The sequence below is a fragment of the Streptococcus intermedius SK54 = ATCC 27335 genome (genome assembly GCF_000413475.1).
GTDB classification, from domain to species: Bacteria; Bacillota; Bacilli; order Lactobacillales; family Streptococcaceae; genus Streptococcus; species Streptococcus intermedius.
Map to the genome: position 1 here is coordinate 95644 of NZ_ATFK01000005.1, position 21375 is coordinate 117018.

General features: G+C 38.3%; 21 protein-coding genes, 1 tRNA gene and 2 pseudogenes. 13 read left to right on the forward strand and 11 right to left on the reverse strand.

The genetic code is table 11. The annotated features are described in order from the left end of the window. Position 1 precedes the first annotated feature (1 nt). The 4 genes from HMPREF1654_RS07130 to HMPREF1654_RS07145 all read left to right on the forward strand — a co-directional run bounded on the left by HMPREF1654_RS07130 (position 2) and on the right by HMPREF1654_RS07145 (position 4641). Complete coding sequence (locus HMPREF1654_RS07130) at positions 2-706, forward strand: ABC transporter ATP-binding protein (RefSeq protein WP_003074120.1); 705 nt, start codon at positions 2-4, stop codon at positions 704-706. A gap of 11 nt (positions 707-717) precedes the next feature. Next, positions 718-3123, forward strand: a complete 2406-nt coding sequence (locus HMPREF1654_RS07135; protein ID WP_003076115.1) for an ABC transporter permease — start codon at positions 718-720, stop codon at positions 3121-3123. A gap of 208 nt (positions 3124-3331) precedes the next feature. Continuing rightward, the gene (locus HMPREF1654_RS07140; protein ID WP_003075868.1) at positions 3332-3892 is read left to right on the forward strand and encodes a 4'-phosphopantetheinyl transferase family protein; all 561 of its coding nucleotides are present in this window, start codon (positions 3332-3334) and stop codon (positions 3890-3892) included. A gap of 23 nt (positions 3893-3915) precedes the next feature. Beyond that, a complete protein-coding gene (locus HMPREF1654_RS07145; RefSeq protein WP_003075772.1) occupies positions 3916-4641 on the forward strand; it encodes a thioesterase II family protein in 726 nt (241 codons plus the stop codon). Between the two features lie 4 nt (positions 4642-4645). Here HMPREF1654_RS07145 and HMPREF1654_RS09850 read toward each other — a convergent pair. After that, positions 4646-5050: pseudogene (locus HMPREF1654_RS09850) on the reverse strand (Y-family DNA polymerase); the annotation flags it as partial. 155 nt (positions 5051-5205) lie between these two features. Here HMPREF1654_RS09850 and HMPREF1654_RS07150 point away from each other — a divergent pair. Both HMPREF1654_RS07150 and HMPREF1654_RS10335 read left to right on the forward strand, forming a co-directional pair. Continuing rightward, the gene (locus tag HMPREF1654_RS07150) at positions 5206-5514 is read left to right on the forward strand and encodes an ATP-binding protein (RefSeq protein ID WP_003076105.1); all 309 of its coding nucleotides are present in this window, start codon (positions 5206-5208) and stop codon (positions 5512-5514) included. A 120-nt stretch (positions 5515-5634) separates the two neighbouring features. After that, a pseudogene (locus tag HMPREF1654_RS10335) lies at positions 5635-5742 on the forward strand (site-specific integrase); the annotation flags it as partial. A gap of 307 nt (positions 5743-6049) precedes the next feature. Here the strand turns inward: HMPREF1654_RS10335 and HMPREF1654_RS07155 are convergent. The 7 genes from HMPREF1654_RS07155 to HMPREF1654_RS07185 all read right to left on the reverse strand — a co-directional run bounded on the left by HMPREF1654_RS07155 (position 6050) and on the right by HMPREF1654_RS07185 (position 12005). Continuing rightward, a complete protein-coding gene (locus tag HMPREF1654_RS07155; RefSeq protein ID WP_003075876.1) occupies positions 6050-6925 on the reverse strand; it encodes an SDR family NAD(P)-dependent oxidoreductase in 876 nt (291 codons plus the stop codon). Between the two features lies 1 nt (position 6926). Further along, positions 6927-7763, reverse strand: a complete 837-nt coding sequence (locus HMPREF1654_RS07160) for an alpha/beta fold hydrolase (RefSeq protein ID WP_003076214.1) — start codon at positions 7761-7763, stop codon at positions 6927-6929. A 13-nt stretch (positions 7764-7776) separates the two neighbouring features. Beyond that, the gene (locus HMPREF1654_RS07165; RefSeq protein ID WP_003076168.1) at positions 7777-8781 is read right to left on the reverse strand and encodes an NADP-dependent oxidoreductase; all 1005 of its coding nucleotides are present in this window, start codon (positions 8779-8781) and stop codon (positions 7777-7779) included. Positions 8782-8859: 78 nt separating this feature from the next. After that, on the reverse strand, positions 8860-9291 hold the full coding sequence (locus HMPREF1654_RS07170; protein WP_003075838.1) for an Rrf2 family transcriptional regulator: 432 nt from the start codon (positions 9289-9291) through the stop codon (positions 8860-8862). Positions 9292-9400: 109 nt separating this feature from the next. Beyond that, positions 9401-10012 (reverse strand): hypothetical protein, encoded by a 612-nt coding sequence (locus HMPREF1654_RS07175; RefSeq protein WP_003076049.1) that lies wholly within the window; start codon positions 10010-10012, stop codon positions 9401-9403. Between the two features lie 376 nt (positions 10013-10388). Further along, positions 10389-10461: transfer RNA gene (locus tag HMPREF1654_RS07180), tRNA-Lys, on the reverse strand. A 272-nt stretch (positions 10462-10733) separates the two neighbouring features. Beyond that, positions 10734-12005, reverse strand: a complete 1272-nt coding sequence (locus tag HMPREF1654_RS07185; protein ID WP_003075857.1) for a replication-associated recombination protein A — start codon at positions 12003-12005, stop codon at positions 10734-10736. Positions 12006-12092: 87 nt separating this feature from the next. Between HMPREF1654_RS07185 and HMPREF1654_RS07190 the strand changes: the two genes are divergently transcribed. The 7 genes from HMPREF1654_RS07190 to dtd all read left to right on the forward strand — a co-directional run bounded on the left by HMPREF1654_RS07190 (position 12093) and on the right by dtd (position 18691). Continuing rightward, entirely contained in the window at positions 12093-12563 is a 471-nt protein-coding gene (locus HMPREF1654_RS07190; RefSeq protein ID WP_003075916.1) for a DUF3013 family protein, read from the forward strand. Between the two features lie 9 nt (positions 12564-12572). Beyond that, a complete protein-coding gene (locus tag HMPREF1654_RS07195; RefSeq protein WP_003076137.1) occupies positions 12573-13025 on the forward strand; it encodes an NUDIX hydrolase in 453 nt (150 codons plus the stop codon). Then, positions 13022-13492 (forward strand): GNAT family N-acetyltransferase, encoded by a 471-nt coding sequence (locus HMPREF1654_RS07200; protein ID WP_003076180.1) that lies wholly within the window; start codon positions 13022-13024, stop codon positions 13490-13492. The genes HMPREF1654_RS07195 and HMPREF1654_RS07200 overlap by 4 nt, the downstream gene beginning before the upstream one ends. Before the next feature lie 143 nt (positions 13493-13635). Continuing rightward, on the forward strand, positions 13636-14589 hold the full coding sequence (gene prmA, locus HMPREF1654_RS07205) for a 50S ribosomal protein L11 methyltransferase (RefSeq protein ID WP_331436699.1): 954 nt from the start codon (positions 13636-13638) through the stop codon (positions 14587-14589). Then, on the forward strand, positions 14590-15333 hold the full coding sequence (locus tag HMPREF1654_RS07210; RefSeq protein ID WP_003076033.1) for a 16S rRNA (uracil(1498)-N(3))-methyltransferase: 744 nt from the start codon (positions 14590-14592) through the stop codon (positions 15331-15333). It begins immediately after the preceding gene. Between the two features lie 618 nt (positions 15334-15951). Continuing rightward, entirely contained in the window at positions 15952-18168 is a 2217-nt protein-coding gene (locus HMPREF1654_RS07215) for a RelA/SpoT family protein (protein WP_003074220.1), read from the forward strand. Between the two features lie 79 nt (positions 18169-18247). Beyond that, on the forward strand, positions 18248-18691 hold the full coding sequence (gene dtd, locus HMPREF1654_RS07220) for a D-aminoacyl-tRNA deacylase (protein WP_003075805.1): 444 nt from the start codon (positions 18248-18250) through the stop codon (positions 18689-18691). 63 nt (positions 18692-18754) lie between these two features. Here dtd and HMPREF1654_RS07225 read toward each other — a convergent pair whose 3' ends face one another. The 3 genes from HMPREF1654_RS07225 to HMPREF1654_RS07235 all read right to left on the reverse strand — a co-directional run bounded on the left by HMPREF1654_RS07225 (position 18755) and on the right by HMPREF1654_RS07235 (position 21375). Then, positions 18755-19405: a metal-dependent transcriptional regulator gene (locus HMPREF1654_RS07225; protein WP_003074224.1), complete on the reverse strand. Its 651-nt coding sequence runs from the start codon at positions 19403-19405 to the stop codon at positions 18755-18757. A gap of 154 nt (positions 19406-19559) precedes the next feature. Beyond that, positions 19560-20492 (reverse strand): metal ABC transporter substrate-binding protein, encoded by a 933-nt coding sequence (locus HMPREF1654_RS07230; RefSeq protein WP_003075866.1) that lies wholly within the window; start codon positions 20490-20492, stop codon positions 19560-19562. Positions 20493-20520: 28 nt separating this feature from the next. After that, the gene (locus tag HMPREF1654_RS07235) at positions 20521-21375 is read right to left on the reverse strand and encodes a metal ABC transporter permease (RefSeq protein ID WP_003076186.1); all 855 of its coding nucleotides are present in this window, start codon (positions 21373-21375) and stop codon (positions 20521-20523) included.

Genomic DNA, 21375 nt, shown 5'->3' on the forward strand with positions numbered 1-21375 from the left:
TATGGATACAATTGTAGAATTTAAAAATGTCAGTAAAAGATATAACAGTGGAGAGATTGTTGTTACAGCAGTTGATGATGTTAGTTTTACAATTAAAAAGGGTGAATTGGTTATCATTGTTGGTGCTAGTGGTGCTGGTAAAACTACCATACTGAATCTGTTAGGTGGAATGGATAGTTCTTCTGATGGAGACATCTGGGTTGAAGGTCAAAATATTAGTAATTTTTCTCAAAAGCAATTGACAGAATATCGAAGAAAAAATATTGGTTTTGTATTCCAATTTTATAATTTAATTCCTAATTTAACTGCTTTAGAAAATGTAGAGCTAGCTTCACAAATTTCTCAAAATCCACTTAACGAAACTCAGGTATTAAAAGAAGTTGGATTAGAACAAAGATTGAGTAATTTCCCTTCTCAGCTTTCAGGTGGTGAACAGCAAAGAGTAGCAATAGCAAGAGCTATTGCTAAAAATCCAGATATTCTTTTATGTGATGAACCTACTGGTGCTCTAGATTATAAAACTGGTAAAAGTATCTTGAAGCTTTTACAGGATACTTGTAGAAAAAACAATAAAACTGTTGTTATTATAACTCATAATTCATTGATTGAGGATATCGGAGACAGAATTATAAGAGTTAATAGCGGGAGAATAACAGAAAATATTGTTAATGAGTTTCCTAAGAGCATAGATGAAATTGAGTGGTAATGGTGAATGTAATGAAATCATTTTATAAAAATATATTTAGAACAATTAAGCAGTCTTTAGGAAGGTATCTAGCAATCTTAGGAATAACATTTTTGGGCTCAATGATGTTTTCAGGCCTTCTTTCTACTTCGCCAAATATGACGAAAACTTCGGATTCATATTTTTCTAATGCCAATTTATTTGATATTAAGATTATCTCTAATTCAATGTTTTCTAATAAGGAATTAATTAAAATATCAAACCAAAAGAATGTTAAAAAAATATTAAAAACTAGTTTATTAGATAGTCAATCGGAAATCAATTCAGAAAATTATACATTACGTCTAATAGCTTTATCTAGTTTTGATAACTTAGGAATGAACAAGCTAACTTTAATTGAAGGAAAAATGCCTAAGAATGCTAAAGAGGTTGTAATAGTAAAACCTGTTGAGGGATTTTCTGATTCTAAAATTAAAGTGGGTGATAAAATTAAACTATTTTCAAGTAAATTATTAAAAACTGATGAGGTCACTATTGTTGGGATTGTGAACTCCCCTGAGTATTTTTCAAATGGTTCAGTTTCTTCGTCTGTAGGAACGGGAAAGATTGATTTTATTATCTACGGGAAAACTAGTTTATTATTAAATGAGTTTTATAATCAACTATATTTGACAGTGTCACCTACTTACATCAAAAGTAAGGGAATTGCTAATGTAGATTATTCGAACAAAATAAATCGATTAAAAAAATCGATTAGGGAAGATATATCTGATAGTAAAAATTGGTTAATAAGTGATAGAGATGCTAATGTAGGTTACATTGCTTTAAAGAATGATATCAATAGTATTTCAGGGGTGGCTCGGATATTTCCAATTATTTTTATAGTTGTTGCAGCTTTTGTTGCAATGACTACAATGACTAGATTAGTAGAGGAAGAACGAATAATAATTGGTACATTAAAATCATTGGGTTACTCCAATCAGAGGGTATTACTGAAGTATCTTATATACTCAATGACTGCAAGTATTTTAGGTAGTACTATAGGTGCCTTTGTTGGTTTCAGGAGTATTCCAAATAGCATTTGGGATACATATTCGATAAAATATTCACTTCCAACTCTCACTCAGAGTATTGATTGGCAGATTGCCTTAATTTCAATTATTGGTCTTACAATAGTAACTGTGATTTCAACATTAGTTTCTGTCAGAAATAATGTTAGCCAAACCAGCTCTCAATTATTGATACCTCAGGCACCTGTGGCTGGTAAACGAGTAATTTTAGAACGAGTTACTTTTATCTGGAAAAAAATTTCATTTTTATATAAAGTTACAATACGGAATGTCTTTTTAGATAAAAAAAGAATGTGGATGACAATATTGGGTGTAATGGGATGTACAATGATTCTAGTTACAGCATTTGGCCTAAGAGAAAGTCTACAAAATTTTACTCGAGATCAGTACAAAGAAATATTTAAATATGATGCTACTTTTGGAGTCAAAACGGAAGATAACTCAGTATCAAAAATTTTAGAATCTAATGACGTAAAATTCTTGAAGTTTCAAAATTCTTCAATTGAAATTGAGAAAGAAAATATCAACTATAATATTAATCTTATTGTACCTGAATTGGGAAATGTAAATATAGAATCTTTTATTTCGTTAAAGAACTACAAGACTAATGATCTGTTATCTTTTGATGAAAGTAGTGCTATAATAAGCCAAAATATTGCTCAACGATTGGGAATATCAGAGGGTGATACTATTACTTTCAATTTGTATGGAGATACAGAAAAGAAAAAGGTTAAGATATCTAAAATTACTAAGAATTATCAGGAAAACTATCTATATTTATCACCTAAATTATACGAAAGTCTTTATAAACAGAAGCCAATTTATAACAACTATTATATAAAATTTATGAAAGCTAGCAATAGCGAGAAAAGTAATTTATATAAGAAGTTGAGAGGTATTGATGCGGTAACTTACATTAATAAGAAACAAACTATAGTGAATCAAATTGATGAAGGATTACAAGGGATGAATATGATAGTTATCATACTAATTGTAGCTGCAGGTCTCTTAGCTTTTCTTGTGTTGTATAATATTAATAATATAAATGTTTCAGAAAGAACTCGTGAAATATCTACATTAAAGGTTTTAGGTTTTAAGAATGGAGAAGTTGAAGCCTATGTATTTAGAGAAGTAATTATTCTAACAATCTTTGGTTGCGTATTGGGGTTAATGGTAGGCTACTACAGTTTCCTTAATGTTATTAAATCAATTGGAACCGATTTTTATGTGTTTAACGAGAATATAAGTATCTCTACTTTTGTATATTCAAGCATTATTACGTTGCTCTTTGCTATGATTATTAATATTTTTATGATTATGAAATTAAGAAATATTAATATGTTGGACTCTTTAAAGTCAGTAGAGTAGATAGATAATTTTAATCAAAATCAAAATATAGGTGAAAGTATACAATTGGTAAACTTTCGCCTATTTGTATTAAGGAGAAAACATTGTTAAATATATATTATATTAATATTGAGGGGATGGATTATAATAGTCTATATGATAATTTTTTTGAAATTCTTTCTGAAGAAAAAGGCAGAAAATTTCTTCATATATCTTTGACAAAGATAAAATGCAGAGTATTATATCTGAATTATTAGTTCGCTATGCTTTAATTCATGATTTTGGATTTAAAAAAAATGAAATTAACTTTTTAAAGAATCCGTTTGGTAAGCCTAAAATTGAATTTAGTTCAATACAATATAATATTTCGCATTCAGATGATATTGTAGTTTGTGCTATTGGAAATGGAACAATTGGAATTGACATTGAGAAAGAGGAGGATATTGATTTTGACAATCTAATTACTTTCTTTCATTTGAAAGAAAGACTATTTTTAGAAAGTAAACCTTTTCAAGAAAGAAAGCGATTGTTTTATAGAATATGGTGTGCAAAAGAGGCGTATTTAAAATATAAGGGAATAGGTTTATTGAAATCTCTAGATTCATTTAATATAGATCTTGAAAAATTAATAGTTTTTGATGGGGGTAAAATGAAAGATAGAATAAGTTGTTATTTATTAGAAAACTTCGTTGGTTATAGTTGTGCAGTTTGTCATAATATTGAAGGTGAAGATTTATCAAATTTAAAAATTACTAAAGTAATGTTTAATAAACTATACATATTGAAATAATTATAAAATTTGGAGGAATACGAATGATAGAAAAAAACAGTAAGAGTAAAATAAAAATGATTTGTTTTCCATTTGCTGGTGGACATGGAAATGAATTTTTGAGGTGGCAAGATTATTTTGAAGAGGAAATAGAAATAGTTCCTCTTCAATTATCTGGTAGGGGAAATAGAATTAATGAGGAATTTAATGAGAACTTTGTTGAGGTAATTAATGAGATTTCTAACAAGATATATTTATCTTATAGAGATTCCAAGTTTATTTTTTGGGGGCACAGCATGGGAGGACTGCTTGCATTTTGTTCGGGGGTATATCTTTACGAAAAGTATTCTATTTCTCCGATTCTTTGTTTTTTTTCGGGATGTTTTCCAAAATTACATTCAAGCAACAACAATTATTTATTAGGAAAAAGTGACAGCGAAATAGTTGAAATATTAATCAAGGTGGGAGGTGTTCCAGAGGAATTACTTTCGTATCCGGAAATTATAAAATTTTTTCTACCTATTATCAAATCTGATTATAAATTAATGAGTAATTCTTATTTTCCGCCTCAAAAAATTTCATGTCCAATTAGGACATATAGTGGTGAGCAAGATTTTGTTAGTCCGACTACTTATATGAAAGATTGGCGGAGATATACTAATGACTATCTAGGAAATATGGAATTCCAGGGAAATCATTTCTTTATTTTTGAAAATGAAAAAAAAATATGCCTTGATATAATAACGATACTCAGTAATTATATGAAATAATTTTATTTAAAGTTAATTTTACTAGAAGAAGATTCGCTTTAGACATTTCTATAGTTGAATATATCCCTTTGGATTTTTGCAGAAATAGCATCTAGTTTATCTTTCTTAGGAACATTCTTATCAGGCATAAAATCGTTTAGAGAATTTGAAAGCTCAATGAAGCTTTCATTAATGGAATAGGAATAAATATCATCAGAACTTCCATATTTCTGAAAAATACACTGAATCTCTATATTTACTGATATATTCGTCCATTCTAGGTGGGACAATGAATGTTACTTGCGCCCAATCTTTGTTTCTTAGCATTATAATATGAAAATTTCCTAGTATGGATATCAAAAGGTAAATCATAAGAGCGCCCGACATTTGACTTGCCAAAAACTTTTTTGAACATCAAAAAAGATGAAAGGGTATAAGGTCAGCCTTTCGAGGCCTACTCCCTATCAAAACCCTACCTGTTTGCAAAAAATCGTTTTGGTGAAACGCTAACACTGGAAGATAAAAGCTTTATCCAAACATCAGAGGCGGCCGCTTTTTTGTTAGTCAAAAGGTCGGTTAGGAGGTATGATTGACAACCAGATTTCCAGCTGGAATTCAAAATTTGAGCAAGCCTTGGCGTCCAGTGATAAACCAGTATTGATGGATATTCTACAACTCAATGAAAAGGTGGAGGGAAAGAATACAGACAATCTTCATATTTCTGTAACTGGTGATACAAAGATTGGTAAAACTTTTGCGATTTCTAAAATCTTTTTCTATGCAAGTCTCTTGAATTGCCAGACACTTTACATTGACCCAAAAATGGAGAAGCGATATTGGTATAATAAATTTCTTCGTGAGCTGGAAGCAACGGATGGTTGTCCAGAGCTGTAGGATTATATCCATAGTATCCATTTTATTACTTTGGACTATACGAAGTCCCAAAATCACGGCGTTCTGGATCCGTTGGTTTTCTTAGAAGGTAAACAAGCCACAGATCTAATTATTTCCATGGTCAATGAAGTCTTACCTTTGGAAGGTTTAGCTAAATGGTTTGGTCATAAGGATACAACCATGCTACGAGAGACTTATATTCATTTGTTACAGGAAACTAAAGACGAGTGAGCAGAAATAGAGAAAGGAAAAAGACTTGGGCAAAGCTTCGGGCAAATCGAAAATGGACAAGAAAAAAGCCTATATGATAGGCTTTCTGTATGGAAATTATTATGCCCCCTACATGAATTTGTAAGAACTTTTTATATTGAAAGTAATCAAAAATGTTGAAATATAAGTGATTTTCAGAAGATACTTGGAGCAATTTTGAATGTGATTATTTCAAAACGGGGCAATAATGGGGCAAATTTTTTAGCATATAGAAAATAGATAAGTTTTGATATTATCTTTGCTTGATAATCGAGTCATAATAAAGTTAAGATATTGTGTACTTATTTTGAAACAACTCAATTTTATCATTGCAGTAAAGGATTAAATCTTGAGCTTTTTCAAAATTATATCCTTTTTCAGATACAGACTTCACTTTCTTCTCATCAAAATAGTAGCCAGTTAAACCAGTGATTTCTTCTGACAATGTGAGATAATATCCTATTTCGATTCCCTCGTCTACATTCTTTGAAAGAGACTTCATCAAACGCCCAAAGAGAGATTTTTTAGTTTTTTCATCACTAGAGTCATTTCCCAAGTTGGTCGAGATGAGCCCTGGATGATAGGTATTGATGGTGATGCTTGAATCTTTTAAAAAGAAGTCCCTTGCTAGATAGCGTGTCATCCAAATGGTATAGAGTTTGGAATTGTTGTAGGCTAAAGCAGGATTGTAGTTTTTCTCAAATCCAAAGTCTAAATCCTTAACCTTGGCAAAATGATGCATATAAGAGGAGGTGTTGATGACACGACCATCAGTAGCTTTTTCTAATAAGGGACTCAGTTCGATTGTTAAAATATAGGGAATGAGAACGGATAACATAAAGGTTAGTTCGACATTTTCAGAACTCGCTTTTCGTTCTTTCCCAGTATAAAGGCCTGCATTGTTAAAGAGTACATCAAGCTTGTCAAAATCCTGTTTAATTTCCCCCACAAATCGGTAAACATCATCCAATTTGGAAAAATCAGCCAGATAGCTAGATACTCTTCCTTTCAAGGAGACTGCACGAACCTTTTGAAGCGCCAGCTCAAGTTTTTGAGGATTTCGACCATGGAGGATGACATGATGGCCTTCACTGGCCAGTTTCTTTGCCAAATGTTTACCAATACCGTCAGTAGCACCTGTAATCAGAATCGTTTTGGCCATCTTAGTCCTCCAAGAAAGCTTTTAATTCTTTTGAAAATTCGTCTACATATTGGAAAAGCGAACCGTGCCCTGAATTTGGATAGATGATGAGTTTACTATCTTTTATTTTCTCATGCATATCATAAGAATTTTCTGTTGGAACCTGCATATCCTTATCCCCGTTGACGATTAAGGTTGGTTGAGTGATAAATTTTAGGTCGTCTTGAGGATCTTTCCCCCAATGTTTAATAGCTTTGAGTTGAGTTAGGAATCCTGGTACGTTCATGTCTTTATCCGCAAATTCCTTGGTTCGCATCCCCATTCGTCCGAGGACTTTTAAAGCTTCGATTTTCCCTTGTTCATCATGATTATAGAAGATATAGCGTTTAGGATCGATGCGCTCGAGTCCCGCTTTAAACATAAAACTAAATGTTTTCCCTGTGACCTTATCAACCTCTTTTCCACCTCGAGGTCCTGTTCCAGCCAAGATGAGACGGTTGACCAAATTAGGCTTGATTCGGATGATTTCTTGGGCAATCATACCTCCCATGGAAAGACCTAGGAGGTTGATTTTATCGTAACCAAGCGCTTTTACAAATTCAATTGTCTGCTTAGCCATTCCAGAAATCGTCGGAGCAACTTTGCCTTGACTGGCTCCAACACCAGGAAGGTCAACCACAATCACAGGGTGCTTTTCAGCAATCAAGTCCATGAGTTTTGGATCCCAGTTATCGAGGGTTGCTCCCAAATGGACTAGCATCAGAAGAGGTAGTTTTGATTTGCCTTTGCTGAGTTCGCGATAGGCAATTTGATTTCCTTGGACAGTGATGTATTGATTTTTAGTTGTAAGATATGACATTGTATTTTCCTTTTTATTTCTTAAAGCTGAGAACTGTTTTTCCACGTGAGCGACCATTAGCGACCTTGTCTAAGGCGCTATTCACTTCTTCAAATGGATAAACTGTATCGATAGATGGTTTGATTTCTAATTTGCTAAAGAGGTCAGCTACCTCTTGTAATTGAGCGCCATTGCTTTTCACAAAGATAAAATGGTAGTGAACGCCGTATTTGTCAGCCATCTTATCAAATTTACGACCTGCTAAGCCCAGAATCATCTGTTTCCATTTTGGCAGGTTCATGCGTTTGGCAAAGTCACCATTTGGCATGGCACGAAGGGAAACAAGCTGTCCACCTTTTTTCATGATAGACATTTGTTTTTCGGTCTCAGCGCCCCCAAGAGTATCGAGGACATAGTCAACCTCACTAACAGTCTGAGTATAATCTTCTGTTTTGTAATCGATAAAGCGATCTGCTCCTAGGTTCAATACACGCTCTGCACTGTCTCCCGAACCGTTGGTAATGACTGTCAAACCTTTTGCCTTAGCGATTGGTATAGCCATCCCACCGACCCCGCCTGTTCCGCCAGAGATAAAGATAGTCTTCCTAGCTTGAGCTCCCATGAGTTCTAGGGCTTGCATGATGGTCAAGGCAGTTAGAGGAACAGCAGCCGCTTCCTCGTCTGTCAAGTAGTCTGGTACTTTAGCTAAGGCCGCACTGTCTACGGCTACATACTCGGCAAAAGCACCGATATGGTCGAGTGGGAGACGTCCAAAAACTCGGTCTCCAATTTTGAGGTTTTTGACTTGTGTACCGGTCTCTTCAATGATACCGGCCACTTCATTTCCCGCAGTTTGTGGGAGTTTGTAAGGAACAATCATCTTGACTTCACCACGAGAGATCATGTTATCGAGAGGATTAACCCCGGCTGTGGTTACTTTCACCAAGACTTGTTTGTCTGTAATACTTGGTTTAGCGACTTCTGTGATGTTCAGTGTGATATTCTTTTTGTTATAAGTAGTATGTTGTGCGGCTTTCATTGTCTTCTCTTTTCTATTTTTTTGTTGTATCTGATAAAGATACAAGTATAGTCTTTTTAAAACTGATCTGCTAGCAAATCAGTTTCGGACTTGTTTGGCTTGTTTATATAGATTGTCAATGACATCTTCTAAACTTTGATTTGCTAATTCCTTCTCTAATTGAGATTCGGCACTAGCGAAAAGCGGTGAAACTGCTCCTTGGATATTTTTTCCAACGGGACAATCGGGATTACTATTTTGATGAACAGGAAATAAACTAATATGTTTGATTTCTTGAGTAGCATAGTAGATCTCCAGTAAAGTCATTTTCTTTGGAGACTTACTGAGTTGATAGCCCGTTTTTCCTTGCTGGGAAGTAATTAAGCCAGCATTTTTCAATAAGGCAATCACCTTCCGAATATAACTAGCGTTGGTCCCGACGCTCTCAGCCAGAGCTTGTGAACTTAAGGTATCCTTGCTCTCGCTAATCATGGTTAGGATATGTAAGGCTACTGAAAATTTTGTATCCATATAAACTCCTTTAGATAACCTGTATCTGATACAAGAACAAGTATATCATAAATCTAAATCCTTGGCAAGATTTTTGTCTTTTTTTAAAACTTACCAAGTTTTTTTGCATTTATTGGCGTTTTCCGTCTTGGACAAAAGCCAGAGTCTTATCAATTTGATAGGCATGTAGGGCAGAAGCATAATTTACTAATTCTACGTTCAAACGAGGTGCTAGGTTATTATAAAAATCCTGACGTGCTTCTTGATCCGCAAATCCGATAATAATTGAGGCATGTAAGTGATCTTCTTTAGGATTGTCGTGAGCAACGTTTGGAGTATTCCATGTTGCTTTGTTCCATGGAAGATAAACTTGAGAACGCACCTCTGTTACACCAGTGACTTTAGCCAGTCGACTTGCTAAACTATCATTAACGTAGTTTTTAAAACTAGAGCTGTTTACATCCTCTTTTCTTCGAACGTAGAAGACATCTCTAAGGGAGGTCTCTGTTTGGCTCTCTGTGTGATACCAGCGAGAGGTATATGGAAATCCCATGTGCATCAAGGTACGACGGAAGACGTTTACCTCATCTTCAAAGGCAAGAGCCGTTTGTTGGCGGCCTCCAAGTGGAGCCAAGAGTTTTTCATAGGTTACTTCGGCAATACCATCAATACGGCGATCTTCTGGTATTACTGTTTCTAGGCCGTCTGTTCTTGGCCAGAAACTGTGTTCTTTTTCGCTCAAGTGTTATTGGCGATACTCTAGTAGCCCAGGAGAAGCGGCAATAATCTGTGCATGCCCTCCGCTCCAGTAATCCATACCCTCTTGACGTGGCTTATCTTTACGCATCCATAGTAAGATAGAAAGTGAAAATCGTTTATCGAAATCTTTTGACATAGTTAGCACCTTAAAAAATATTTACTTGTATCTGATACAAGAACAAGTATAACACAAATAAAAAGTAAAGCAAGACTTTTGTTTTAAATTTTTTAAAATTTTTTGAAGAGTGTCATCAGATTAGAGATGTCTGGAAAGGAAGTTGATAAACAAATGTGAGGCAAATCTGTTATAGACAAACAAAAAAGCCTTGGTTACCAAGGCTTTTTCTTCTGAATTTCTATGCCCCCTACAGGGCTCGAACCTGTGACCCATGGATTAAGAGTCCACTGCTCTACCAACTGAGCTAAGGAGGCAACAGAAAAAGCTGTATTGGTGCCGAACTTTCACGGTTTGTATTGAACCCGCGCAATTAAGCAGGTGGGCAACTCGCTCTAACTGAAGCTGCTTCCGCGTGAAACGGCCTGCAAGCTGTTAGAAGTCTTTTGTTTCCCTAATAATACAAAAAATAGTCGGTCAACACTTAAGTGTGAAGTCGTACACCACAGCGTTTCTATAATTATGATACCACAATTTTTGAAAAATTCAAGAGAAAAAATTGATTTTTTGCAAACGATACCATAATTTTTTAGTCTTTTTTGAGGTGATCAATCTTATCTTTCGTCATGCCAAGAGCTCGCTCGTACTTTCCATTTTGGTTTGGAGTGAAATAATTGGCGTCTTTTATCTTGTCAGGCAGATAGTCTTGCTTGACCCAATTGCCAGGATAGGAGTGAGGGTAGAGATAGTCCTGTGCATTGCCCAATTCCTTGCTGCCGGTATAGTGGCCGTCTCGTAAGTGGCGGGGGATAGGCAAGTTTCCATTCTTTTTTAGGTCGGCTAAGGCCTTATCCATGGCCATATAGGCTGAGTTGGACTTGGGCGATAGAGCTAGATCAATAACAATATTGGCAATAAGGATGCGGGCTTCAGGAAAACCAATCCGCTGGGCTGCTTCCATGGCTGTAACGGTATGGACTTGAGCGTCTGGATTTGCCAGACCAATATCTTCGTAAGCGATAACGGTCAGGCGTCGAGCTAGGCTAGGCAGGTCTCCTGCCTCAACGAGCCGAGCTGCGTAGTGGAGGCTAGCATTGACATCGGAGCCACGGATGGACTTCTGCAGGGCAGAGAGGACATCGTAATGGCCGTCCCCGTCCTTATCCATGGTGATATAGCTCTTTTGCAGGCTGTTCTCCATCACATCAAGTGTAATATGGCGGATGCCCTTGTCATCTTCTGGAGTAGAGAGTACGGCTAGGTCCAGTGAATTATAGGCGGAGCGCAGGTCTCCGTTGGTAGAGATGGCAATGATTTCCAGAGCCTCATCGTCTAGCTCCACTGGGAAATCAAATCCTCGTTCCTTATCCGTCAAGGCTAGCTGGATGGCTGTCCGGATGTCGTCGTTGCTAAGGGGCTCCAGCTCAAATATCTGAACTCGGCTTCGGATAGCGGGTGTCACCGAGAAAAATGGATTTTCTGTCGTCGCCCCAATCATGATGACCAGACCGCTTTCTAATAGCGGCAGCAGAAAGTCTTGCTTGGTCTTGTCCAAGCGGTGAATCTCGTCTAGCAGGAGAACTAGACCGCCGGAAAATTTCGCTTCTTCAGCGATCTCTTGCAGACGCTTCTTGCTATCTACGGTGGCGTTAAAGGTCCGAAAGGCATATTTGGTCGTGCCGGCGATAGCTGAGGCGATAGAGGTTTTGCCGATACCCGGTGGCCCGTAGAGAATCATCGAGGATAGGCGGTTGGCTTCAACCATGCGACGGATGATTTTTCCAGGTCCGACCAGATGCTGCTGGCCGATAATCTGATCAATGCCGGTCGGCCGCATGCGTAGGGCGAGGTTTTCTGGCATAAGATTTCCTTTCTGCAAGTGTTTTTCTTGGCTTTTTGTGTTACTATTGTAGATAGTAATATTTTATCACAATGAAAAGAGGAAATCATGGCTAAGTACGGTTTTTTGGAGATATTGGATGAGGAAATGGGGAAGAGCTTTCCTTTTGACTATGAGATAAACTGGGACAAGAAGAATCACGCGGTGGAAGTAGCCTTTCTCCTTGAGGTGCAAAATCCAGGCGGGATTGAGACGGTTGATGATGAAGGCAATGCCTCGGCTGAGGATGTTTACTTTGAGGAAGCTGTGCTTTTCTACAATCCGACCAAGTCTCGATTTGAGGCAGAGGACTATCTGGCTGCCCTGCCCTATGAGCCTAAGAAGGGCCTGTCACGGGAGTTTCTGGCTTATTTCGTGGATTTCCTAACCCAAACGGCTGAGTCTGGTCTCGATGCACTCATGGACTTCTTAGCGGATCCAGAGGCAGCAGAGTTTGAGATAGCTTGGAATGCTGAGGCTTTTGAAAATGGCAGAGCGGACTTGACTGAGACAGCCTTTTATCCTTATCCGAGGTATTAGGAGGCGCTTATGGTGGATGTAGAAGGACTAGATTTACTGCACAAACAGCTGGAATTTTCCGGCTGTAAGATTGCCTTGCTCTGTGATGATAAGCTGCTGACTATCTTGCGAGATGATAAGGCAAGCATTCCATACCCTAATATGTGGGAGCTGCCGGGCGGTGGCCGCGAGGGCGAGGAGACCCCCTTTGAATGTGTCCAAAGAGAAGTTTTTGAAGAGCTTAGTTTGAAGCTTGAAGAAGCGGATATTGCCTGGGTTAAGGCATATCAAGGAATGCTTGATCCAGACAAAACCTCTATTTTTATGGTGGGAACCATCACTCAGGAAGATTTTGCCAGTATCACCTTTGGCGATGAGGGTCAGGCTTATCAGATGATGGATGTGAGCCAGTTTTTAGCAGATAAAAAGGTTATTCCGCAGCTGCAGGACAGGTTGAGAGATTATTTGGAGGTACGAGCATGATTCATATTGAGCGGGCGGGAGCTGAGGATTTAGAGATCATTATTGCTATTCAGCGAGCGAGTTTTAAGGCCGTTTATGAGAAATATCAAGATCAATACGACCCCTATCTGGAGGAGCGAGAGCGGATTCGTTGGAAGCTGGTTGAGCGGCCCAATAGTTTTTATTATTTTGTCAAAGACGACGAGAAGATTCTTGGCTTTATTCGCTTGAATACAAATGACGAACAGACAGCAGGCTGGATTGGGACAGTGGCGATTTTGCCAGAACACCAGAATAAAGGATATGGTTCTGAGGGGCTCGGTCTGATTGAGGAGACATTCTCCACCATTACGCAATGGGATTTGTGTACGGTTTTCCAAGATAAAGGTATGGTGGCTTTTTATGAGAAAAATGGCTATCATCAGACCCATACGGAGCCCGAAAAAGAGGGCATGGATATGGTTTACATGACGAAGACAATGAAATAAACAAAGAAAGGATTGTTCAGTTAAATTTCTAAACTGAATCCGCCCTAAACACTGTGCTAAAAAGATAAGGTTCTCATAGACGCAAGCGTCATCAGAGAATTTCCTATTTTGGCTTTGTGTTTTACGGGCTTGGTATTTTAATGATGGACACTTGGCAGGAATTAACGATTGAAGTGAAGCGGGAGGCGGAAGAAGCGGCCTCGAATATTCTGATTGAGCTGGGCAGTCAGGGTGTAGCTATCGATGACAGCGCAGATTATCTGGGGCAGGTTGACCAGTACGGTGAGCTTTTTCCAGAAGTTGAGCAGAGCGAGCGGGTCCGGATTACTGGCTACTACCCAGATTCGGTGGATATAGAGGCCATTGCGGCCCAGGCCAATGAGCGACTGGCTGAGCTAGATGGCTTCGGCTTGGAGACAGGAGATATTCAGCTGACTCGGCAGGAACTGGCTGAGGAAGACTGGGCGGATAACTGGAAGAAATACTTTGAGCCAGCTCGTATCACCCATGACTTGACTATTGTGCCGTCCTGGACGGAGTATGAAGCGACTGCTGGTGAGAAGATTATCAAGCTGGATCCTGGCATGGCCTTTGGTACGGGTACTCACCCGACGACCAAGATGAGCCTCTTTGCGTTGGAGCAGGTCTTGCGGGGCGGAGAAATGGTACTGGATGTAGGCACAGGCAGTGGTGTCCTCTCCATTGCTAGCTCTCTCTTAGGCGCCAAGGACATCTACGCCTATGATTTGGACGAGGTGGCGGTGCGCGTGGCTCGGGAAAACATTGAGCTCAACCCTGACATGGAGAATATCCATGTAGCTCCGGGAGATCTTCTTCGAGGTGTGGAAATCGAGGCGGACGTCATTGTTGCCAATATCTTGGCCGATATTCTCATCCATCTGACAGAGGATGCCTACTGTCTGATCAAGGATGAGGGCTATCTGATTATGAGTGGGATTATTTCTGAAAAATGGGAAATGGTGCGCGAGTCAGCAGAAGCAGCAGGATTTTTCCTGGAAACGCATATGATTCAGGGCGAATGGAATGCCTGTGTCTTTAAGAAAACGCAGGACATTTCAGGCGTGATAGGTGGTTAGATGCAGCAGTATTTTATAAAAGGAAACCCTCAGTCTCCGTTGGTTGTCACGGATAAGGACACGGCTAAACATATGTTTTCAGTCATGCGGCTCAAAGAGGGCAACCAAGTCACACTGGTCTTTGATGATGGCGTAAAGCGGCTGGCTCAGGTGTTAGATCCCAGCCAGCAGAGCTTGGCAATCTTGGAGGAGCTAGCAGACAATACCGAGCTGCCGGTCCAAGTGACCATTGCTTCAGGCTTTCCCAAGGGGGATAAATTAGAATTTATTACTCAAAAGGCAACGGAGCTAGGAGCCTGTGCTCTCTGGGCTTTCCCAGCGGACTGGTCGGTGGCCAAGTGGGATGGCAAAAAGCTGGCTAAAAAGAGTGAAAAGCTAGAGAAAATTGCTCAGGGAGCAGCAGAGCAGAGTAAGCGCAATCTGATTCCTGAGGTTAAGCTATTTGATAAAAAGGCCGATTTTCTTGCCCAGCTCGGTCAATTTAACACGATCGTCGTAGCCTACGAGGAAGCGGCTAAAGAAGGAGAAGCTGCTACTCTACTACAGACTGTGAAAGGTTTGGCCAAGGGAGACAAATTGCTTTTTATCTTCGGGCCAGAAGGCGGTCTATCGCCAGATGAAATAGTAGCCTTTCGTCAAGCAGGCGCTGTATCAGCAGGTTTGGGCCCACGTATTCTGCGAGCTGAAACAGCTCCACTTTATGCGCTAAGTACAGTTAGTGTGTTGACAGAATTGATACAATAGGAAAAAGTTGCTTTGATAGACATGATCTTTATTGTTCTTATCTCGTAACTTTGGTCTAAGATAAGTGAAATATTTGGTTGAGCGAAAAGGAATGAAAATACGGAAACAAAGCTGCTAGCTAGATTCCGAACACTACTTTTGCTTGAGAAAGAGAGGTGGTTCATCATGCCTTTATCTACTTTATTTGAGGCGGCTTTTTGCTATTTTATTTATGTTTATACTGGATTTATCAGAGAGATACTATAAGCAGAAAAGCATTACCTCTTTCGTTACAGGGAGTGGGGCAGAACTAAAGTTTGAAAATTCTTAGTTTGTAGTTTTACCTCGCAGGCTTGATAGAGACTCTTTTGAATTTTTAAAGTGAATAGTTTAAGAAGTCAACCACTATGCTGTCGGATTTATTGTACGTATGTTGTGAAGCTGGAACTTTTTATACCAGCTTCTTTTTATCTGAAAATAAGCTAAAATAAGTCTTTCTAATGATGTTAAGAGGCATTGCAAAGGCTGTATGTTGAGTATTACACGGACTGATTGTAATTCAGCCACTTGCTTCTGTACTTCCTTGTTTTCATATTGCCTTAAAAGTGATAAAATGGTAGGAAGAACTGGAGAGAGAATATGCCAAAAGAAGTCAATTTAACGGGCGATCAAGTCGTTGCTCTTACTAAAAAATATTTATCACCAGAAGATGTTGCCTTGGTGCAAAAAGCTTTGGTTTATGCAGTAGATCGGCATCGTGGGCAATTTCGTCAATCGGGTGAGCCATATATTATTCATCCGATTCAAGTTGCAGGAATTTTAGCTAAGTTGAAGTTAGATGCTATTAGTGTTGCTTGCGGTTTTTTGCATGACGTAGTAGAAGATACAAATGCGACTTTAGATGATTTAGATCGTGAATTTGGACATGATGTACGTGGGATTGTTGATGGTGTGACTAAACTTGGTAAAGTCAAGTATATGTCTCATGAGGAGCAGTTGGCTGAAAACCACCGGAAAATGTTAATGGCGATGTCCAAGGATATTCGTGTTATTTTGGTCAAGTTGGCGGATCGCCTGCACAATATGCGAACGCTCAAACACCTGCGCAAAGACAAGCAGGAACGTATCTCACGTGAAACGATGGAAATTTATGCTCCATTGGCTCATCGTTTGGGGATTTCGAGCGTTAAATGGGAACTAGAAGATTTAGCTTTTCGTTATTTGAATCCGACAGAATTTTATAAGATTTCTCATCTGATGAAAGAAAAACGTCGGGAACGCGAAGAATTGGTTGACGAAGTAGTTCGCAAGATTGAAACGTATGCATCTGATCGTAATCTTCGTGGAAACATTTATGGCCGTCCAAAGCATATTTATTCTATTTATCGGAAAATGCAGGACAAGAAAAAGCGTTTTGATGAGATTTATGATTTGATTGCTATTCGTTGTATTCTAGATACACAAAGTGATGTTTACGCCATGTTGGGTTATATTCATGAACTGTGGCGGCCAATGCCCGGACGGTTTAAAGATTATATCGCCAATCGTAAAGCGAACGGCTATCAGTCCATTCATACCACCGTTTATGGTCCTAAAGGTCCAATCGAGTTTCAAATCCGAACCAAAGAAATGCACGAAGTAGCTGAATACGGAGTTGCAGCTCACTGGGCCTATAAAAAAGGTATTAAAGGTCAAGTTGATAGTAAAGAATCTGCTATTGGGATGAACTGGATCAAGGAGATGATGGAACTCCAAGACCAGTCTAATGATGCACAAGATTTTGTGGATTCTGTTAAAGAAAATTATCTGGCTGAAGAAATCTATGTTTTTACACCGGATGGAGCGGTCCGATCATTGCCAAAAGATTCGGGTCCGATTGATTTTGCGTATGAAATCCATACCAAAGTTGGTGAAAAAGCAGTTGGTGCCAAGGTAAATGGCCGTATGGTGCCACTGACTACGAAGCTGAAAACTGGAGATCAAGTTGAGATTGTCACCAGTACTAATTCCTTTGGGCCGAGCCGTGACTGGATAAATGTTGTAAAAACGAGCAAGGCACGCAATAAGATTCGCCAATTTTTCAAAAATCAAGACAAGGAACTGTCCATTTCTAAAGGGCGCGAGCTCTTGCAGGCACAATTTCAAGAAAATGGCTATGTAGCCAATAAATACATGGACAAAAAGCACATGGAAGAAGTTCTGCAAAAAACGAGCTACAAAACAGAAGAAGCCCTTTTTGCGGCCATTGGTTTTGGTGAGATTGGAGCTATTTCTATTTTTAACCGTTTGACGGAGAAAGAGCGTCGTGAGGAAGAGCGCGCTAAAGCGAGAGCGGAAGCCGAAGAGCTTGTCAAAGGCGGTGAGGTGAAGCGTGAAAATAAAGAAACGCTGAAAGTCAAGCATGAGGGAGGTGTCATCATCCAAGGTGCCTCTGGGCTTTTGATACGGATTGCCAAGTGCTGTAATCCAGTTCCGGGTGATGAAATTGTTGGTTATATTACGAAAGGTCGAGGTGTAGCGATTCACCGTAAGGACTGTATGAATCTACGAGCACAGGAAAATTATGAGCAGCGTTTGATTGAGGTTGAATGGGAAGAAAATACCTCCACGAAAGAATACACAGCTCATATTGATATTTATGGTTTGAACCGCACAGGTCTTTTAAATGATGTGCTGCAAGTTTTGTCTAATACAACAAAAAACATCTCCACTGTGAATGCACAACCAACTAAGGATATGAAATTTGCCAACATTCATGTTTCTTTCGGAATCGCTAATTTATCCATGCTCACAACAGTTGTAGATAAGATTAAAAGTGTGCCAGAAGTTTATTCGGTTAAACGGACAAATGGTTAAGTGAAAACAGACAAATCGAAAAAGGCTACTCAAGTAATCTTTTGTGACTTTTTCGCAATATAAAAATAGAAAGTTCAAAATGAAAATAGTGATTCAGCGCGTGAAGCAAGCTTCGGTATCAATTGATAGCAAACTTTACAATCAAATTCGGCAAGGACTGCTGTTATTGGTTGGCGTAGCACCAGATGATGCTCAAGAAGATGTAGCATATGCAGTGAGAAAAATTACCAATATGAGAATTTTTTCAGATGATGAAGACAAGATGAACTTGTCCGTAAAAGACGTAAACGGAGAGATTCTTTCTATTTCTCAGTTTACATTGTACGCTGATACCAAAAAAGGGAATCGTCCTGCATTTACTGGTGCAGCGAAGCCAGATTTGGCTAGTCAGTTGTATGATGATTTTAACGAATTGCTAAGTCGCGAAATACCTGTCAAAACTGGTGTTTTCGCTGCTGATATGCAAGTTGCGTTAGTTAATGATGGGCCAGTGACGATTGTGTTAGATACGAAGAAACCGTGATAGCAAGATAAATAAAAAGGATTGAAGCGCAATAGCTTTCATAGTTATTTCGCTTCAATCCTTTTAAATTTTCTCTACATAAAGCTGTTGGGCGATCACAGAATTGATTTGCAATTCTTTTCCATTCACTTTGAGTGCATACAATTGTGTGTAAGGGTCGTATTGTTCGAGTATCAGCGTATCTCCCAAATGGAAATCATGTTTTTCCAAATATGTTAATAATTCAAATTCATCATGAACACGTGCTAAGCGATAGATACCAGGATCTGCAGCTTGCTCTAACGTCAGTTGATACTTTTCAACGAGTAGTTCTCCTTTAGTTGGAATAGTTCCACCATGAGGGCAAGTCTCAGGATAATCCATCATTTTTTCCAATCGTTCAACAAACAATTCTGATACAGTGTGTTCTAATACTTCAGCTTCTTCATGAATTTGATCTGTTGTGGTGTATTGTAAATTATGTACTAGAAAATATTCAATTAAACGATGTTTACGATATAGTTCAGATACAAGATGGAGACCAAGATTGGTCAATAAATACCCCTTGGTCTTGTCTTTTAGAATTAATTTTTCGGAAATCAATTTCTTAATCATTTCTGTGACTGCCGGAGGAGATACTTGCATTTGAGCGGCAATTTCTTTATTTGTAATTTTTTCGGCATGCGTACCAATCTCATAAATACACTTAAGATAATCTTCTTTGTTTGGGGTCATATTGTCTTATTACTCCTTATCTTATTAGTATATCAAAAATAGCTTAAGAATACAGACGTTAACTACTTGTTTCAGAAAATGAAATGATTTTTCCTTTAAGGAAACTGTCATGTAAAAAGGAACTAGCAATCAATGCTGGCTCCTTTTACACTTCTTATTTGCTAAGACCTTCGGCAATTTTATCCAAATTCCATTTCATCATGTCGTAGTAGCTATCCCCTTTTTTCCCTTTTTCAGCGATTGAGTCAGTGAAAATCTTGGCATAGATTGGAATTTTTGTATCTTTTGAAACGGTTTTCATTGGACGTTCATCGACACTACTTTCGACAAAGAGTGAAGGAACTTTGGTTTTACGAAGTTTTTCAACTAAAGTTTTGATTTGGTCTGGAGTTCCTTCTTCTTCTGTGTTAATTTCCCAGATGTAGGCAGAAGGTACGCCGTAGGCTTTAGAGAAGTATTTGAAGCAGCCTTCGCTGGTAACAATCATTTTCTTTTCAGTAGGAATATTCTTAAATTTTGCTTTTGCTTCCTTGTCTAATGATTCGAGTTTTGCAGTGTAGGCTTTCAAATTCTTTTCGTAAGTTTCTTTATTTTTAGGATCTTTTTCAATCAACCGTTTTGCAATATTTTTCGCATAGATAATTCCGTTTTCAAGATTTAGCCAAGCGTGTGGATCTTCTTTCCCTTTTTCATTTTGACCTTCCAGATAGATAACATCCACTCCATCACTTACAGCATAGTAATCTTTGTTTTCAGTCTTTTTCGCATTTTTGACCAATTTTGTAAACCAAGCATTTCCGCCGGTTTCCAAATTGATACCATTGTAGAAAATCAAATCAGCTTTTGATGTTTTTTTCACATCTTCTGGTAATGGTTCGTATTCATGTGGATCTTTTCCGACAGGAACGATACTGTGCAGATTGATTTTATCACCAGCGATATTTTTGGTAATATCAGCGATGATCGAGTTGGTAGCAACAACATTCAATTTTGAAGATTTGTTGGTAGAAGTTCCTTTTTGACCAGCACAAGCAAAGAGCCCGATGACAGCCAAAAATAGAACGGTGACAAAACCTAATTTTTTCATATAAGGTTCTCCTTTATATAAATTAATACTAATTTTCGTTTAGCTTGGATTTGTTTTTTAGTTTATTAAATCGTTGTTTTGGAGCGATAAAGAAACTAATGGCAAAGATAATGGCGGATGTCAGGACAATACTTGAGCCAGCCGCAACATTAAAGGTATAGCCAATGAAAAGTCCTAAGACAGATGCAAGTGCCCCCAAGCTAGAAGACAAGATAATCATGGTTTTAAGACTGTTTGCATAAAGATAAGCAGTAGCAGCAGGTGTAATCAGCATGGCAACAATCAAAATCGTTCCCACACTTTGCATAGCTGTAACTGCAACCAGCGTCAAGAGAATCATCAAGAGATAATGATAAAGATTGACTGGCATCCCCATCGCTTTTGCCAGAAGTGGATCGAAAGATGTAATCAATAATTCTTTGAAGAATAGTCCAATAATAATTAGAACAGCGATTCCTACACCAATTGTAATCCACATATCAATGTCTTGTACAGCTAAGATATTTCCAAAAAGAATATGGAAAAGGTCGGTTGAACTATTAGCAACTCCAATCAAAATGACTCCAAGAGCTAAAAAGGAACTAAAAGTTATTCCAATGGCAGTATCACTTTTGATAATTGAATTTCCCTTGATATAAGTGATAATGATCGAGGCTAGAAGTCCAAAAATAATGGCTCCTATAAAGAAGTTGATTCCTAAAATAAAGGAGAGTGCAACTCCCGGCAAGACCGCATGTGAAATGGCATCGCCCATCAAGGACATGCCCCTTAGAATAATGAAGCAGCCAACTGCTCCAGCAACAATCCCGATGACAATGGCCGTAATCAGTGCATTTTGTAGAAAATGGAATTTCTGCAGTCCATCAATAAATTCTGAAAACAT

Excerpts from the sequence above, each read along its gene's own strand:
- HMPREF1654_RS07210 (WP_003076033.1), top strand. The coding sequence starts at position 14,590 with ATGCAGCAGTATTTTATAAAAGGAAACCCTCAGTCTCCGTTGGTTGTC.
- HMPREF1654_RS07230 (WP_003075866.1), bottom strand. The coding sequence starts at position 20,492 with ATGAAAAAATTAGGTTTTGTCACCGTTCTATTTTTGGCTGTCATCGGG.
- HMPREF1654_RS07225 (WP_003074224.1), bottom strand. The coding sequence starts at position 19,405 with ATGACCCCAAACAAAGAAGATTATCTTAAGTGTATTTATGAGATTGGT.
- HMPREF1654_RS07200 (WP_003076180.1), top strand. The coding sequence starts at position 13,022 with ATGATTCATATTGAGCGGGCGGGAGCTGAGGATTTAGAGATCATTATT.
- HMPREF1654_RS07185 (WP_003075857.1), bottom strand. The coding sequence starts at position 12,005 with ATGCCAGAAAACCTCGCCCTACGCATGCGGCCGACCGGCATTGATCAG.
- HMPREF1654_RS07190 (WP_003075916.1), top strand. The coding sequence starts at position 12,093 with ATGGCTAAGTACGGTTTTTTGGAGATATTGGATGAGGAAATGGGGAAG.
- HMPREF1654_RS07135 (WP_003076115.1), top strand. The coding sequence starts at position 718 with ATGAAATCATTTTATAAAAATATATTTAGAACAATTAAGCAGTCTTTA.
- HMPREF1654_RS07145 (WP_003075772.1), top strand. The coding sequence starts at position 3,916 with ATGATAGAAAAAAACAGTAAGAGTAAAATAAAAATGATTTGTTTTCCA.
- HMPREF1654_RS07155 (WP_003075876.1), bottom strand. The coding sequence starts at position 6,925 with ATGGCCAAAACGATTCTGATTACAGGTGCTACTGACGGTATTGGTAAA.
- dtd (WP_003075805.1), top strand. The coding sequence starts at position 18,248 with ATGAAAATAGTGATTCAGCGCGTGAAGCAAGCTTCGGTATCAATTGAT.
- HMPREF1654_RS07215 (WP_003074220.1), top strand. The coding sequence starts at position 15,952 with ATGCCAAAAGAAGTCAATTTAACGGGCGATCAAGTCGTTGCTCTTACT.
- HMPREF1654_RS07140 (WP_003075868.1), top strand. The coding sequence starts at position 3,332 with ATGCAGAGTATTATATCTGAATTATTAGTTCGCTATGCTTTAATTCAT.
- HMPREF1654_RS07130 (WP_003074120.1), top strand. The coding sequence starts at position 2 with ATGGATACAATTGTAGAATTTAAAAATGTCAGTAAAAGATATAACAGT.
- HMPREF1654_RS07195 (WP_003076137.1), top strand. The coding sequence starts at position 12,573 with ATGGTGGATGTAGAAGGACTAGATTTACTGCACAAACAGCTGGAATTT.
- HMPREF1654_RS07160 (WP_003076214.1), bottom strand. The coding sequence starts at position 7,763 with ATGTCATATCTTACAACTAAAAATCAATACATCACTGTCCAAGGAAAT.
- HMPREF1654_RS07165 (WP_003076168.1), bottom strand. The coding sequence starts at position 8,781 with ATGAAAGCCGCACAACATACTACTTATAACAAAAAGAATATCACACTG.
- prmA (WP_331436699.1), top strand. The coding sequence starts at position 13,636 with ATGGACACTTGGCAGGAATTAACGATTGAAGTGAAGCGGGAGGCGGAA.
- HMPREF1654_RS07235 (WP_003076186.1), bottom strand. The coding sequence starts at position 21,375 with ATGTTTTCAGAATTTATTGATGGACTGCAGAAATTCCATTTTCTACAA.
- HMPREF1654_RS07170 (WP_003075838.1), bottom strand. The coding sequence starts at position 9,291 with ATGGATACAAAATTTTCAGTAGCCTTACATATCCTAACCATGATTAGC.
- HMPREF1654_RS07150 (WP_003076105.1), top strand. The coding sequence starts at position 5,206 with ATGATTGACAACCAGATTTCCAGCTGGAATTCAAAATTTGAGCAAGCC.